Below are 16,928 nucleotides of genomic sequence, written 5' to 3' on the forward strand. Positions count from 1 at the left end.
ACTTATCAAAAACTTCCTACCGTTGACTCATCATTAATACCAACTAGGCCAACTTCTTGGCTCATTGATGAGGGATTGAGAGTTCCAAACTCATCATCTCCCGGCATATCACTTATAGAGTTACTCTCGAACAGAAGGGTTGCATCATTACTTAGTTGGCTAGCACTGGCGTTATCAGCCACAGTAATAGCAAGCGTTGGAGCAGTCCGGTCTCCTCCAGCCGCCTCGACAAAGCGAGTCCCACCAGTTCCTTCTATTTTGACCGTGATCAGATCTCCTGAGTTAAGCCCCTCCTGAGCAATAAGCGAATTAAGTTGATTTGCCAAGTTAATACCTACAGTTATATTTTCACCATCCTGCCATGTACCTGTAGACTGCCACACTTCCTCTTCAGAGAGATAATTGCGGTTAGTGACTGAGCCGAAGCCCGCTCCGTTGAGTGAGTTCTCTACGGAGAAAGTCATCGTCGAGTTGGCAGAATGCGTCCTATCAGATACCCAACTGATAATCGCACTATCAATAGTTTCACTATCATCAAGATTAATATTATCAGGCACGGTAAATTGAATACCGACAACATATGAGCCTATCTCTAAATCAGGACTAGACAGAGATGAACCCTGTTCAATGTCGCCATTAGCACTCTCGACCATGGCGACAAAGTAAGTATCTGGCTCGTTTTGATCCTCTGGCACCACCACCAACTCAAAACCTGCTGTCGCAGTAGCACCATCTTCATCGGTTACCTGAACTTCCAGCGCGTAATTACCTACCCCTGCACTAGGGCTCCCCGAGAAAGTCTTCGTTTGTGCGTCGAAGAAGACTCCATCAGGTATGTTTAGGGCTTCATAGGTCAATATATCGCCATCCAGGTCGCGAAAGGTATCATCAGGAATCTCGAAGAAAAACTCATCTTCAGCTTCGATCGTCTGATCTTCAAGAGGGTTATTAACGAAAGGCTCGGTATCACCACTAAGTATAAAGGTAGAGTTCGTCGCGTTTATACTTGGCGCATTGCCTTGGTAAAGCTCAAAGAAGTCAATATGGAAGCCTTCGGAACGGCCTGCGAAAGTAATCGTATGAACACCGGCGTCAAGCACAAACTCCGCTGGGAAATTCGGTACCGAATCCGAGGTGCTATCGATAAAGTTCGCGAAGCCAAAATCGCCTGTTGCATTACCATACAGCTTTATAAACCCACTATTATCTATCGCATTGACATTACTAACGAGAAGCTCTTCAGCATTGTCATCTATCTTCACCCAGACATCATTCTGGGCATCGCTGGCCCCACCTGGATCCCGTGTCCCCCGAACTCGCAAGGTAAACTCCCCTGCTGCCGACTCAGGAATGACGAATGTATAGGTCAGTTCTGCCTGCGGCCCATTAAGAGCCTCACTGTCCTCATCGCCCCAGAGATAGTAACCAACTCCCTGGAAGTTCGCCTGGTTACCATTTTCGTCTGCCTCATCGAAGAACTGCCATTTGCCAGGAGGGTTTACTCCACCAGGTCCATTTATATCCTCAAACTGTACTTTAAGACGACTGTCCTCCATAAGGTAATAACCTTCCGACGGGATTGTCGTATCGCCATCCACAACAGGCGTACCATTCGAAATTAGATAGATCGGCTGCGATACCGGCCCCAATCCCAAGCCATCAGAGGTATTCGGGTTATCAATGACGGATGCAACAAAACCAAGCGGAAGTGTGTCATCTCCATCGAAGCTGGAGGTGTCGTTCAGGAAATCCCCATAGGTAAACTCCTGCGAAACATCGGCTGTGCCACTGGCGCCCAGCTGTACATCTACAAACTGGAACTCTGCAGCATTGTTAGCAGGGAAATTCTTATCCGCTAGACGGGCATTTACAGTATCGGCAATGCCATCCTGATTATTGGTTACTGGCTGGTGCCCTTTAGTCATGACGACTCGCACCCATTCACCAGCTGGCCCGCTAACAATTACCGAAGGTACTTCACCACCGTAGGTCCCTTGACTACCGGCAGAAAGCCCGTTGACACTCAATTCGGCAACTAGGTTAGGTGGCGTTTCACTCACCAGCACTTGTGCTCCAGCCTGGCTGCCATCGCTCATCAATTGTCCGCTGGCAGTACTACCATCAGTAAACTTGATATACACATTGGAGCCGATAAGTTCCGCCCCTGAGATCCCCCCCACATCCCAGAAGGGAATCGATCCCGTATCGACACTGGATTTGGTAAAGCCAGCAATCGAGTTAGGATCCATATCACCACTGAAACCAACTGTTTCACCGTTAGTAAATCCACCGTTGGCAGTGGCCGAAAATTTCACCAAGGCCCCACGGTAACCACCATTATTATCTGAATTCTCAGGCTCAGGATCGATTCCCGGCAGGAAATAATGCTCGTAGCCAGACGACCCCACAGGCTGAATTGCCCCGGTGTTACCGGCACTGTTGATCGCCCACTCCTTGGCTGTCGCATCCCCACCTTTGCCATCGGGATCAAACACGCTATCGCCATAGAGGGCTGTCGTCACATCAAAGAAAACCGCGGCGATCTTCTTATCTCCGGTATTTTGCACCTGGAACGAGTTACTGCCGTAATTGGAACTCTGTACGTCATTCCCGCCAGGAGTCACAGTGACCAATGCAGAGCCAACATCACCTTGATCATAGCTATCCGATAATTCGAGGTTAGCACCAGCAAAAATTTCTTCGATCTCGGTCGCCGGCACCGGCAAAGGAGTGCTAGTGTCTTCCTTGGCACTTMCCTCGAAGTAGTCATAGGCAGCGGTAAAGGCTTCCGCCGCACCATGCGTGTGGGTAATCCCTACGCCGACCGAAGCTGCAGGGTCTAGTATCGCCTCCTTAAGGGCTCCGGTGAGTTCCAACCCGCTAATGGTCACGCTGGCATTACCCGGTAAAGGTTCACCTGATGCGTCCAGTAAAGTGACTGTCGCCGTCGCCATAGTATTGCCGACGTTATTGACACTGACATCGAGTACTAGCTTCGCTTTTGCAAAATCACCAAAGCCATAACCATCTGGGAAGTCAGCCCCAAGTTTGGTTTCGGCGTTGTTGTCGCGCGAGGAAAACTCAATGTCCTGACCAACACTGCCAAATACCAACTTGGCAAAATCATTACTGTTCACACTAACCGCCAGCCCTAGCTGCGAATAACTACCGGGCGCCGAAGCAAAGGGGTTATCCACCACGGACTCCAGGATGAAGCCTCCATCACGAATAATGCCCAAGTGATAATCATTCTGTGGCGTATTTGCAGACCCCGTATCACCACTCGTTGTCGTGACCCTGAGTTGATTATCGGCAACGATGCCGGCGCCGGTATCTTCGTCCTGGAATGCCGCATCAGAACTGGCCATAACCCCGGTGAAACCGTTCTGATAGGGAGTGCCGTTTACTTCGAAATTAAGGCGTATGCTTTCGCCGTCGGCCAAAGGCTGCCCATTTTGGGCGTCATAAGCAAAGACATCATCTACATTGGCATCACCATCACCATCAATATCTTCATCCGCCTGATTGGCAGTGCCATCTTCGTCCAGGTCATCACCCGGGGCATAACCGCCAAGCGGGCTGCCCTCATCAAAGTCAATCATGAAGCTCGTCGATGGCGTTGAATCGACAAGGTTGGCATTCTCTGAGGCATCTGAGACCGCCCCCTGAGCCACCCAGACCGTATAACTACCATTTTCATTCCAACCTCCAGCTGGAGACGAGATCGCATAAGTTGCTTCGCCCGTCGTTGCGTTGAAGCCATCGAAGCTGATCGTGGCAGCAACTGGAACCCCATCCAGCATGAGTGCGATGTCACTGTTATCAAGCGTCTCCGTAGCGATGCCCGAGGCATCAGCGTAAGTGACAACAACCGTAAGTTCCGCGTCGGTGTTGACTGGCTGTAGGATAGCAATCGTCGCGACCGGCTTGTCGTTATCGTCAGTGGATTCTTCGCCCTGTTGCTGAATACGCAAGTAGTCATAATTAGCAACAAAAACTGGACCGGAACCAAACGAGGTCTGGGTTACGCCAACACCGAACTCTTCTCCCGCACTAGTAATGGCTGTATTCAAAGGGCCATCCGGTAGGAGCAGTGCTGGCAGAGCCGTATCTCCCAAACTTTGTCCTGATGCATCAAGGAAGGTCATGGTGCCCGAGAAACTTGCCATGCCACCATCAACACTGGCTTCGATAGCCACAACAACATCAGCAATCTGCGCGAAGCTGATGCTTGGCGGCAGGCTGAAGGTCTGTTTGCTTTGTGAACCTCCTAGCTCATAGGAGTATTCAATTTGCCCGCCTCCGACGTTGCCGAAGGTTACCTTCAGATATTCGTCCTGGCTGAGGCTTATATTAAGACCCAGCTGCGAATACTGTGCAGGCAGCGAAGGGAAAGGGTTGCCAAATTTAAGCTCAGCAGTAAAACCATCACCTCCAGACACATTAGTATAGTAATTATCATTGGCGTTATTACTGCCTCCAGCATCACCCTCACTGGCCGAAATAACCAAATTTCCATTAATGATTTCAGCTGTACCGGTTTCCTCTGTGTCAGTACCCGAACCTTCAGTCACTCCGTCAAATAAGCCTTGTAGAGTCTCACCTTCATCGAATTCAAGATTGATCGTCGCAGGATCGGTGCTGGTAATATCATCCTCCGTCACCGTTCCCATTGCCGTCGCAGCAGCGGGATCGATAGCAAACGCCTCATCTGCAATCCCATTCAGGATGACACTGACCTGCTCCGGGCCGTTGGCTTGATCATCGTTGGCGACGTCAACCGTCAAACTGCCGACGCCGCCGGTGAAGACCACCGTGCGGGGCTCGGATGTACCATTAATAGTGAGATCCAATGCCACCTCGCCGCTGAAGCCTTCCGAAGCGGTGAGGCCGAAACTTAGCGTGGTGGCACCCTCGTCGCCGCTTTCGACCATCGGATCAGCATCGGAAATGCCGATCAAGGTCGGCGCGGGTGGCTCGACGATTCCCGCGGGCACAAACTCGATATAGTCGATACGTGCGTATTCCAGCGTAGCCGCAGTTGCAGAGAGCGCCAGAGTAGCATCGTCGCCCACTGTGACATTTTCGAAAGTCACTGTGCGGAAGCTTGACGCTTGGGCAGCATTGCCACTGGTGGCGTCGTTATCGAAGATCCAGTCRCCGCTRAAGCTCTGGCCCTGGGCATTACCGATGCTCAACTGCGCCGTACTTTCGCCGTCGTTTTCGTCAAAATACCCGACAATCACGGTGTAAGTGCCCGCCGCAACCGCACCGGCTAGCGCGTAACTGGCCGTGCCCGACTCGCCACCCTGCAGCCGGATACCTTGACCCTCATCCGCTGCGCCGATGTTCTCGACGGTGTAATTGGTTGCCGTGGTAAAGTCCTCGGCCTGAAGGCGTACGGGCGTTGTTGGCGCGACCTCGTCATCCTCTGTCACTGTGCCCGTTGCCGTTGCAGCAGCGGGATCGATAGCAAACGCCKCGTCTGCAATCCCGGCTAGGATGACACTGACCTGCTCCGGGCCGTTGGCTTGATCATCGTTGGCGACGTCAACCGTCAAACTGCCAACGCCGCCTGTGAAGACCACCGTGCGGGGCTCGGATGTACCATTAATAGTGAGATCCAATGCCATCTCGCCGCTGAAGCCTTCCGAAGCGGTGAGGCCGAAACTTAGCGTGGTGGCACCCTCGTCGCCGCTTTCGACCATCGGATCAGCATCGGAAATRCCGATCAAGGTCGGCGCCGGTGGCTCGACGATTCCCGCGGGCACGAACTCGATATAGTCGATACGTGCGTATTCCAGCGTAGCCGCAGTTGCAGAGAGCGCCAGAGTAGCATCGTCGCCCACCGTGACGTTTTCGAAAGTCACCGTACGGAAGCTTGCTGCCTGGGCAGCATTGCCACTGGTGGCGTCGTTATCGAAGATCCAGTCGCCGATGAAGCTCTGACCCTGGGCATTACCGATGCTCAACTGCGCCGTACTTTCGCCGTCGCTTTCGTCAAAATACCCGACAATCACGGTGTAAGTGCCTGCCGCAACCGCACCGGCTAGCGCGTAACTGGCCGTGCCCGACTCGCCACCCTGCAGCCGGATGCCTTGACCCTCATCCGCTGCGCCGATGTTCTCGACGGTGTAATTGGTTGCCGTGGTAAAGTCCTCGGCCTGGAGGCGKACGGGCGTTGTTGGCGCGACCTCGTCATCCTCTGTCACTGTGCCCGTTGCCGTCACAGCAGCGGGATCGATAGCAAACGCCTCATCTGCAATCCCAGCTAGGATGACACTGACTTGCTCAGGGCCGTTGGCTTGATCATCGTTGGCGACGTCAACCGTCAAACTGCCAACGCCGCCGGTGAAGACCACCGTGCGGGGCTCGACCACCCCATCAATATCCACGCTCAGGGCCACCTCGCCGCTAAAGCCTTCCGAAGCGGTAAGGCCGAAGCTTAGCGTGGTGGAGCCCTCGTCGCCGTTTTCGACCATTGGGTCGGCGTCGGTAATACCGATTACCGTTTGGCCAACATCATCTTCTGTCACTGTGCCCGTTGCCGTTGCAGCAGCGGGATCGATAGCAAACGCCGCGTCTGCAATCCCGGCTAGGATGACACTGACCTGCTCCGGGCCATTGGCTTGATCATCGTTGGCGACGTCAACCGTCAAACTGCCAACGCCGCCGGTGAAGACCACCGTGCGGGGCTCGGATGTACCATTAATAATGAGATCCAGAGCCACCTCGCCGCTGAAGCCTTCCGAGGCGGTAAGGCCGAAGCTTAGCGTGGTGGTGCCCTCGTCGCCGTTTTCGACCATCGGATCAGCATCGGAAATACCGATCAAGGTCGGCGCCGGTGGCTCGACAATTCCCGCGGGCACAAACTCGATATAGTCGATGCGCGCATATTCGAAGGGTGCCGCCGTGCTTGCCAGGTCCAGAGTGGCGTCGTCACCCACCGTGACGTTTTCGAAAGTCACCGTGCGGAAGCTTGCTGCCTGAGCAGCATTGCCACTGGTGGCGTCGTTATCGAAGATCCAGTCACCGCTAAAGCTCTGGCCCTGGGCATTACCGATGCTCAACTGCGCCGTACTTTCGCCGTCGTTTTCGTCAAAATACCCGACAATCACGGTGTAAGTGCCCGCCGCAACCGCACCGGCTAGCGCGTAGCTGGCCGTGCCCGACTCACCGCCCTGAAGCCGGATGCCTTGCCCCTCATCCGCTGCGCCGATGTTCTCGACGGTGTAATTGGTCGCCGTGGTAAAGTCCTCGGCCTGGAGGCGTACGGGTGTTGTTGGCGCGACATCATCATCCTCTGTCACTGTGCCCGTTGCCGTCGCAGCCGCGGGATCGATAGCAAACGCCTCATCTGCAATCCCATTCAGGATGACACTGACCTGCTCCGGGCCGTTGGCTTGATCATCGTTGGCGACGTCAACCGTCAAACTGCCAACGCCGCCGGTGAAGACCACCGTGCGGGGCTCGGATGTACCATTAATAATGAGATCCAGAGCCACCTCGCCGCTGAAGCCTTCCGAGGCGGTAAGGCCGAAGCTTAGCGTGGTGGCCCCCTCGTCGCCGTTTTCGACCATTGAATCGGCGTCGGTAATACCAATCAATGTCGGCGCCGGTGGCTCGACAATTCCCGCGGGCACAAMCTCGATATAGTCGATGCGCGCATATTCGAAGGGTGCCGCCGTGCTTGCCAGGTCCAGAGTGGCGTCGTCACCCACCGTGACGTTTTCGAAAGTCACCGTGCGGAAGCTTGCTGCCTGAGCAGCATTGCCACTGGTGGCGTCGTTATCGAAGATCCAGTCACCGCTAAAGCTCTGGCCCTGGGCATTACCGATGCTCAACTGCGCCGTACTTTCGCCGTCGTTTTCGTCAAAATACCCGACAATCACGGTGTAAGTGCCCGCCGCAACCGCACCGGCTAGCGCGTAGCTGGCCGTGCCCGACTCACCGCCCTGCAGCCGGATGCCTTGACCCTCATCCGCTGCGCCGATGTTCTCGACGGTGTAATTGGTCGCTGCGGTAAAGTCCTCGGCCTGGAGGCGTACGGGTGTTGTTGGCGCGACCTCGTCATCCTCTGTCACTGTGCCCGTTGCCGTCGCAGCAGCGGGATCGATAGCAAACGYCTCGTCTGCAATCCCATTCAGGATGACACTGACCTGCTCCGGACCATTGGCTTGATCATCGTTGGCGACGTCAACCGTCAAACTGCCGACGCCGCCGGTGAAGACCACCGTACGGGGCTCGACCACCCCATCAATATCCACGCTCAGAGCTACCTCGCCGCTAAAGCCTTCCGAGGCGGTAAGGCCGAAGCTTAGCGTGGTGGTCCCCTCGTCGCCGTTTTCGACCATTGAATCGGCGTCGGTAATACCGATTACCGTTTGGCCAACATCATCTTCTGTCACTGTGCCCGTTGCCGTCGCAGCCGCGGGATCGATAGCAAACGCCTCGTCTGCAATCCCGGCTAGGATGACACTGACCTGCTCCGGGCCATTAGCTTGATCATCGTTGGCGACGTCAACCGTCAAACTGCCGATGCCGCCGGTGAAGACCACCGTGCGGGGCTCGGATGTACCATTAATAGTGAGATCCAGAGCYTCCTCGCCGCTAAAGCCTTCCGAGGCGGTAAGGCCGAAGCTTAGCGTGGTGGAGCCCTCGTCGCCGCTTTCGACCATCGGATCAGCATCGGAAATACCGATCAAGGTCGGCGCCGGTGGCTCGACAATTCCCGCGGGCACAAACTCGATATAGTCGATACGCGCATATTCAAAGGGTGCCGCCGTGCTTGCCAGGTCCAGAGTAGCGTCGTCACCCACCGTGACGTTTTCGAAAGTCACCGTGCGGAAGCTTGCTGCCTGAGCAGCATTGCCACTGGTGGCGTCGTTATCRAAGATCCAGTCRCCGCTAAAGCTCTGGCCYTGGGCATTACCGATGCTCAACTGCGCCGTACTTTCGCCGTCGTTTTCGTCAAAATACCCGACAATCACGGTGTAAGTGCCCGCCGCAACCGCACCGGCTAGCGCGTAGCTGGCCGTGCCCGACTCACCGCCCTGCAGCCGGATGCCTTGACCCTCATCCGCTGCGCCGATGTTCTCGACGGTGTAATTGGTTGCCGTGGTAAAGTCCTCGGCCTGGAGGCGTACGGGTGTTGTTGGCGCGACCTCGTCATCCTCTGTCACTGTGCCCGTTGCCGTTGCAGCAGCGGGATCGATAGCAAACGCCTCATCTGCAATCCCGGCTAGGATGACACTGACTTGCTCCGGGCCATTGGCTTGATCATCGTTGGCGACGTCAACCGTCAAACTGCCAACGCCGCCGGTGAAGACCACCGTGCGGGGCTCGGATGTACCATTAATAGTGAGATCCAGAGCCACCTCGCCGCTAAAGCCTTCCGAGGCGGTAAGGCCGAAGCTTAGCGTGGTGGAGCCCTCGTCGCCGTTTTCGACCATTGAATCGGCGTCGGTAATACCGATTACCGTTTGGCCAACATCATCTTCTGTCACTGTGCCCGTTGCCGTTGCAGCAGCGGGATCGATAGCAAACGCCGCGTCTGCAATCCCGGCTAGGATGACACTGACTTGCTCCGGGCCATTGGCTTGATCATCKTTGGCGACGTCAACCGTCAAACTGCCAACGCCGCCSGTGAAGACCACCGTGCGGGGCTCGACCACCCCATCAATATCCACGCTCAGAGCCACCTCGCCGCTAAAGCTTTCCGAGGCGGTAAGGCCGAAGCTTAGCGTGGTAGTGCCCTCATCGCCGTTTTCGACCATCGGAACAGCATCTGTTATGCCAATCAGTACCTGAGGTTCGGCCTCTTCGGTCGAGGACACCTGGAGATAGTCGTAAGAAATGTCGAAAGTATCAGGCGACTGGCCACCGGTGGATGTTTGTATAAAGCCTACGCTGACGCCCTGAGCTTCATCCTTAATTGCTGAAGCCAACGGATCAGTCAGCGTTATTTCTCCCGAAGCACCGTCAATTATATTGGTATTATTCAACGTCAATACAGAGCGAGTGAGTGCCTTAACTTCGCCGGATGTAGTATCTACGACTATTTCAAGCATCAGCTTCACTGAAGCTATGTCGCTGTAGACAACACCACTCGGTAAGGCAAAGGTCGCGCCTGGAACAGCAGGTGTTGCTCCCTCTACCTGTTTATTTTCATGGGCGAGCTGGAAAGCAGCGGTACCGTTCGCACCGAAAATCCATTTCACTAGATTGTCTTCCGAAAGACTGACCGCAACACCACCAGCCTGGTAGTTAAGTGGTGCCTGCAGGCCCTCTTGCTGATCATCGAAGTCCGGCATAGCAAAACTTGTCTCAACGATAAAGCCACCAGGATTCTTCACCCCTACCGCATATGCATCCTTCTGAGAATTGTTGTTGGTATAGTGATCACCTGTATCGGCTACAATATTAAGTGTGCCATTCTCGACACTTGCTGTACCGCTCTCGACAGCTCCAGCAGAATTACTCTCATTTGCCCGGCCCATTAACCCCGTCAGGCCAGCCTCATAGGGACTCGCGGTGTCTTCTTCAAAGTCAAGCAAGAAGGTTTCGCCAGCCGCTAAAATCATGCCATTAGCAGCATCGTATGGGAAAAGGTCGTCATCATTATTAACGCCGTCCTCATCCAGGTCGTCCGGATTGGGCACAGAGCCCTCATCGTCTTCGGTCACACTGCCCGTTGCTGTGGCCGCCGATGCATCAATTTCAAACAACCCTGTGCTATTGACTGCGACCAAAGTGACTGAAATTTCGTTGGTACCATTAGCCACATCGTCATTAGGCACATCAACCGACAGGATGGCGGTGCCGTCGCTGAAGTTCAACGTATCCGTCACGGTCACGCCATCGATGCTCAGGGTCAATTCCACCTCGCCACTAAAGCCATCTGAAGCGGTGAGGCCGAAGTTCAGTGTCGTGAAGCCATCGTCTCCATTCTCGATGATGTCAGGAGCATTAACGATAGCCAGAGTAGTGGTGGGATCCGTTGGCTCTGAAATGAGATCCGGCGAGGTAACGTTGAGATAATCCCAACTAGCCATGAACGACTCTATGGGATTGTTGTAATCAGTTGAAGTGACCCCAACTGCCGTTGTTGAGTTCAGATCAGTAAGATTACTTAGCACTGCGGGTGGCAACACCTCAGGGGACGCCGTTGCGAAACCATCGGTTGCCTCGGCACGCAAGCCCCCCAGAACATTTTCGTTAGTATCGAAGAAAGTAACGATAGGAGTCACAGTACCGGCTGTCTTGTTGACGACTAGCGTCAGTTCTACAGAGGCAATATCATTCAGGGTTGTTGAGGCATTACTCAGCATATTCGCAAGCGGAATGACTGTATCAATGGCGCTTTTGGACCAGATTTGCACCCCGTTACCGCCATTACCACCGAACACTAGCTTGACGAGCTCATTATTGCCCTGACTGCCAAGACCGAAGACTATGCCTTGCTGGGCAAAGTTCGGGACAGTATCAGTTGGTAGCTCTTGGGCTGCGAGAGCGGCAGGGAAGGGATTATCAAAGCGCGAGGTAATGTTTATCGTCTCTAACGCTGGATCGCCCAGTGCCACATACTTGATAAAGTCATTCGCACTCGGGTCAGCCGCTTGTGAAATGTCGCCATTGGATGTCCAGACGATCAGTTCGCCACCCTCCACAGTAGTGAAGACCGTATCATCTACAACGTCACCCAGCGTGCCATCAAAACCGCCTTCCTCAAGCGGCGACCCGGGATTCTCGAAATCAAGTTCGAGGATGACTCCATCGCTCGAGTAATTCACATAAACCGAACTAGCCGTTGCGCTGTTGCCATTGTTATCGCTATCGAGTACTGCATTGGCGGCGACTGAAGCGGTGATTGTCCCGGTTTGCCAGCCGCTCTCAGGGGCGTCAAAGGTATAGGTGGCAATGCCACTGGCGCTATCATAAGCCACCAGCGAAGGAGTAACTAACGCACCAGCGGCAGAGGAAACAGTGACATCGGTAGCACCGATCTGTGTGCCGGAAATGTTGCCATCGTCAGTGTACTGGACAGTGACAATAACCTGTCCATCGCTCGACTCCGGCGCTTCAATCGAAAGAATGCTGGCAATCGGTATACCGCTGTCGACTGCCTGATAAATAGCTATGGCGTTGAAGCCCGGCTCGCCGTTATCCGCATTGACATCAATAACGATCTTGCCATCTGTCACTATAACGTTTTTGGTAAGAACGGTTGGCTTGTCGGCTCCTCCCGCTGCTATAAAGGCATCAAAGTTCTCAGCAAACAACTCGCCTTGTATCGTGTAGTCACCCTGGCGCTGGCCGCCCTGGGTTTGATAAAGCTCAGCAAAATGCAGCTCCACCACATATAAACCATTGGGCACTTCATAGGTTGCTGTGTATGAGCCAGCAGCAGAGTCACGATAGGTGTGGTAGGCAGAACCATCCAGATCGACCCCACCACTGTTGCTACCGGTTGCTCCGGCTTTACCATCAATATTACTGACTGTTTTTGTACTCGGCGAGTAATACGCGGGGTCATCCGCCTCAAGATCGATACCCAGGATCGGATCATTAGTGATGGCACCGCCATAAGTATTTTTATCATCACCCTCGAGACTATTATCGATAGTGTTGCTGGTTGGTCCGACGTTTATCGCTCTTTGTAACGCCCCCTTGACGAGCTGTTCAAGGTTCCGGGCAATAATGACATCCGTTTCAAAAGCGGCGACACCAAGGCCTGTCGTATCAGTAAAGCTACCTGCAGCAACGCCAACCTTGAAAGCACCATTTTCCCAAGCATTAGAACCTGTCGGCGGGGAAATGGTGTACTGGATAGTAGCGGTCTTGCCATCATTGCTGAGTGTAATAGCATCGTTATCAGCCAGGGAGACGGCACCAGGCTCATAACCGGTAAAAATCAGCTCATCACCATTGATAGAATCAACATTAATTCCAGCGTTATCGGTAACCACTACTGTGGCCAAGATGTCACTGTCGTTATCGAAAGGTTGATCGATCATTATCGACACTACTTCCGGTGGTGTTACATCTTCAGGTGGCACATAGGTTCCACCAACTTGCCAGACCACCAAACCGCTGATTTTGGCCTGGTTGACCGAGGCATCGAAGCCAATGTTGAGAACACCATCAGTGACGGTAACGGCGTAGGTCTTGATCACTTCGGTTGCTGCGCTACCAACATCGCCAATGATGTCATAGTCATCTTCCACCAGCGCATCCTCAATGCTAATGTCAAAGACACGCGCCCCAGTACCGCTGCTGTTTTCCACACCATGGTAAATCTCGGCGAAATACATATCGATCAGGTATTCACCGTTCTCGACCGGAATCGAGTAGCCCCATTCGCCGGCATCTTCTGCCGAGCGCTCAGACTGATGCAGCTCATCGGGGACACTGCCGTCGATGTCGACTACGTTGACATAATCTTTGGAGGTGACACCGCTAACCCAGCCATTAACCTCAGCGTTGGTCATGTCTGAGAGGAAATCAATTGTCTGGTCACGTACGGKGACGTTGTTAATATCGGGCCCCCCCGAGCTGATCGCGGCAACCGCAGTCAACGCAGGTACAGTGGTAATGCGCGTCCCGTTAGCGGTGGACGTGAAGCTGAATACTGACTCGCCAGTACTGGGATCGAAGTCTTCAAAACCCTCACCACTAAAAGTGATTGCCGTTTCGTTATTGATAGTAATGATCGCGGATCCAGCTTGATAGGTTACGTCGCTGGCATCGAACGAAGCACCCTGAACAACGACTTCATCGTCGGGTGTGAAGTCGGTGATTTCAGTACCGTTTATAGTATCGAGCGTACCTTGGAAGCTGTCGGCTCCACCGCCCCCTGTAAACGTATTATTGCCACTCCCGGCGATCATCACGTTGTCGCCGCCATTACCAGTGGCATGAAAATCTGCCATGGTGCCGGAGCCATCGAAGTTCTCGACGCTGTCATCCAGCGGCGACAGTACGGTATCGGTTCCGGTATAGATAATAGTGTCAATACCATTAGAGCCTTCGGCCCCCACACCGCCAGCCGAATCTGCCTCAATCTCATTACCGAAGCCATTTATTTTGAGGTTTTCGAAGTTAACCGGTGCAAGAGGCGCACCTTCACTGGTTTCAGCTAGGAAGCCAAAAGCAGCTCCAGAGGGGGCCTGGGAATCACCATCGCTGATGGTATGATTACCTGTCAGGACGTCACGTAAAACACCCTCAGGCAGCGTAAAACCATTCAGAGGCAGTTCGGTAAAGGCATCCTGGCTATTGAAACGGTAGCCCGCGTAGAGGGCGAAGCCGTCAGCCATATCAATCTCTAGGTATAATTCAACCTGCGTCACAGCAGTATCTGTGAGTGCTGGCACCGCCACTTGAGCCAACGCCTGATAATTGTTGTCGTTGATTTCATAACCAACTTCAAAGCCAGCTTCTCCGTTTACCTCTCCAAACACAAGGCGTACGAAGTTGGCCTGAGTACCATCGCCAAACATGAGTCCAGTCAGTTGGCCATCTGCAACACCGCCATTATCGGCAACCCAGTTGAGCACCTGTGTTGTTGCCACCAGACGCTGAACATCACTGCTGGGATTGACACCTACATGCATAGCATCACGAACGCTATTTGCAGGACCGACCACAGTGCCCGGCACAACCTCCTTGATTTGGAACAGTGCGGCATTGGCACCGGGAATGATATTACCGCCGATATCATAAAGGCCGGGAAGCCCCTGATCCGGGTTGGCATCCTGATTCGGCGTCGCACCATCAAGTGCTGCGCCCATCAAACCAGTATCACCGATGGTGCCGGGATAGGGAGCCTCGGTAGGCTGAAAATTCATGACGATGGCTTCGCCTGGCGTCAGCGCGAGACCATTTGCGGCGCTGTACTCAAATGGGTCATGAATATGGTTAATGCCGTCAAGATCATGATCAGTCGGATCAGCGGCTTCACTGCCGGCGAGAGGAACAGCCCCATTATTGGGCTGGAGGATTTCGATTTTGGTACCACTTCCGCTGTAAACAGTTGCCCAAACAGAACCACGAAACGCTGCCTGGTTATCCCATGCAGATAGGTCATCGCCAATAGAAGCCAGCCCAAGAGGACTGCCTGACAACGCCAATGTGATCCTCTCAGCAGCTTTTACCCCACCGCTACCGCTAGCGGTTTGCATGACGCCATTCTCATCCCGTCCCATCACGATGAGGTTGCCACCGCCCAACTGTACTGCCATAAGAGCGCCGGACATCTTCGTCTCACCATCATCAAAAACGGTCGACGTATATTCGGTCAAACCATTGATCGACCCCGTACCTGAGTCAATTGCGCCATCGTTATATCCCCCTTCGAGATAGTTGCCTTCTATAACGTTAAGTGTGGCCACCACGTCATCAATATCTGCCGGCACCCCAGCGGTTCCGAGTACACCGGATCCTCCGATACTCGACGGCGTCTGGGTATAGTCGCTAGTCAGGTACGCCTCACCATTTTCGGTAATGTAATACAGCTCTCCAGGAACTAAGCTAATAACGCGGCTTGTAAGATCCCCAGAAGACACGCCGTTAGACTCATCCTCAACAGTTACCAGCCAGTCGATAACACTGTCGTAGTGCTCTTCAGATACCAGCAGGAAAGCATCCTCAACCCCATTCTTGGGCGTAAAGAGGAGCCCAGCTTCACCGCCACTGGCACGTGTCGGGTTCGGGTGACCGCCGTAAACCAGGGTTAAAGGATCGTCAAAGTCAGGATGCGCCATTACGTAGGTGGCGGCGCCCGCCTGACCAGCGGAAAGAACCCGGCCAGCGAGATCGTCTGATCGAGTGATTTCGTGAAACTGATCGAGGTTTTTAGGATTCCAAGCTTCAGTATTGATGCTGTCACTACCACTACCATCACCGTTATTAAGATTGGTAGCTATATAGTTTTCATCTTGTTCAGCATCGATATTGCCACCATTATCCCCCGCCTCGCCAACAGGGCGACCGCCCCAGCTATTATTAGCGCCGTTATCATAAGTCCAGACGCGTCCATCTTCGGTAACTTCTACATCATAGGCATTACGATACCCCGCAGAATAAATCTGCACTGGGCCGTTAGGATCTATTTTTCCCCCGTTGAAGCCATCATTACCACCAAAGGGGTCAGTGAGCGCTTCTTCGCTCGGGGAGCGTGAGGGGTCGTTTAAGGTAGGAATGTCATAGACGTAATTGCGGCCATCATCGTTTTTGATCTCCATGGATTTAAGTTGATCAAGATCGACCTCTAAAATCGCCGCACTATAGGCCGTTTCCTGCTGTCCAGAAAAATTATTCGAAGGTGCACCAGCATTGGCATTACCCCCGTTAGCAACGATGAGCCTCTCACTTAGTAAACGACCGTTATCGTCAAACTCTTGTATGACTTCCAAACCATTAAGAGAGTGATTCTCTTCGGAACGAGCAAGTCCCCGGACAAGATCTAGTGCTTCCCATCCATCTACTGTCTGCGTTAGGCGCGTAATGATGCCAGAGTTTGTATCGAGACCTGTGTCAGAGCCACTACTCCCAGCACCAATGCGATTATCACTAGATGTCACATAGATATTGACTGCCGGCTTTCCATTAATTATGACCGGGTCACCGTTTTCATCATATTGCGGGGTTACATCAATACCCGTAACTTGACGATTGTTAGATCCCCCCTCGGTACCATCATCGTTATGGTTAGGTAATTCCTTTACTAAAAAAACAGTTTCAGCTTCAACGACATAGAAACTTGCCGTACTGTCACTATCTGCTGTATTAGGATCTCCAAATGCTACGGTTAAAACCTTGACATCACCACTCTGCTCAGTGATATAGAGGCGACCATCTGCCCCCCACACCAGTGCGGTAGGTTGGGACAAGGTAATTTTTCCGTTGAGATCTAAACTGCTTTGAGA

The 16,928-nt window shown here is 53.4% G+C and carries 1 protein-coding gene; it reads right to left on the reverse strand.

Features of this window, described 5'->3' with window-relative positions:
* Window positions 1-5 precede the first annotated feature (5 nt).
* A complete protein-coding gene (locus HALO_RS15695; RefSeq protein ID WP_172821679.1) occupies window positions 6-16,583 on the reverse strand; it encodes a malectin domain-containing carbohydrate-binding protein in 16,578 nt (5,525 codons plus the stop codon).
* Between the last annotated feature and the right edge of the window lie 345 nt (window positions 16,584-16,928).

Source organism: Halomonas sp. R57-5 (assembly GCF_900070345.1).
Classification (GTDB): Bacteria; Pseudomonadota; Gammaproteobacteria; order Pseudomonadales; family Halomonadaceae; genus Vreelandella; species Vreelandella ventosae_B.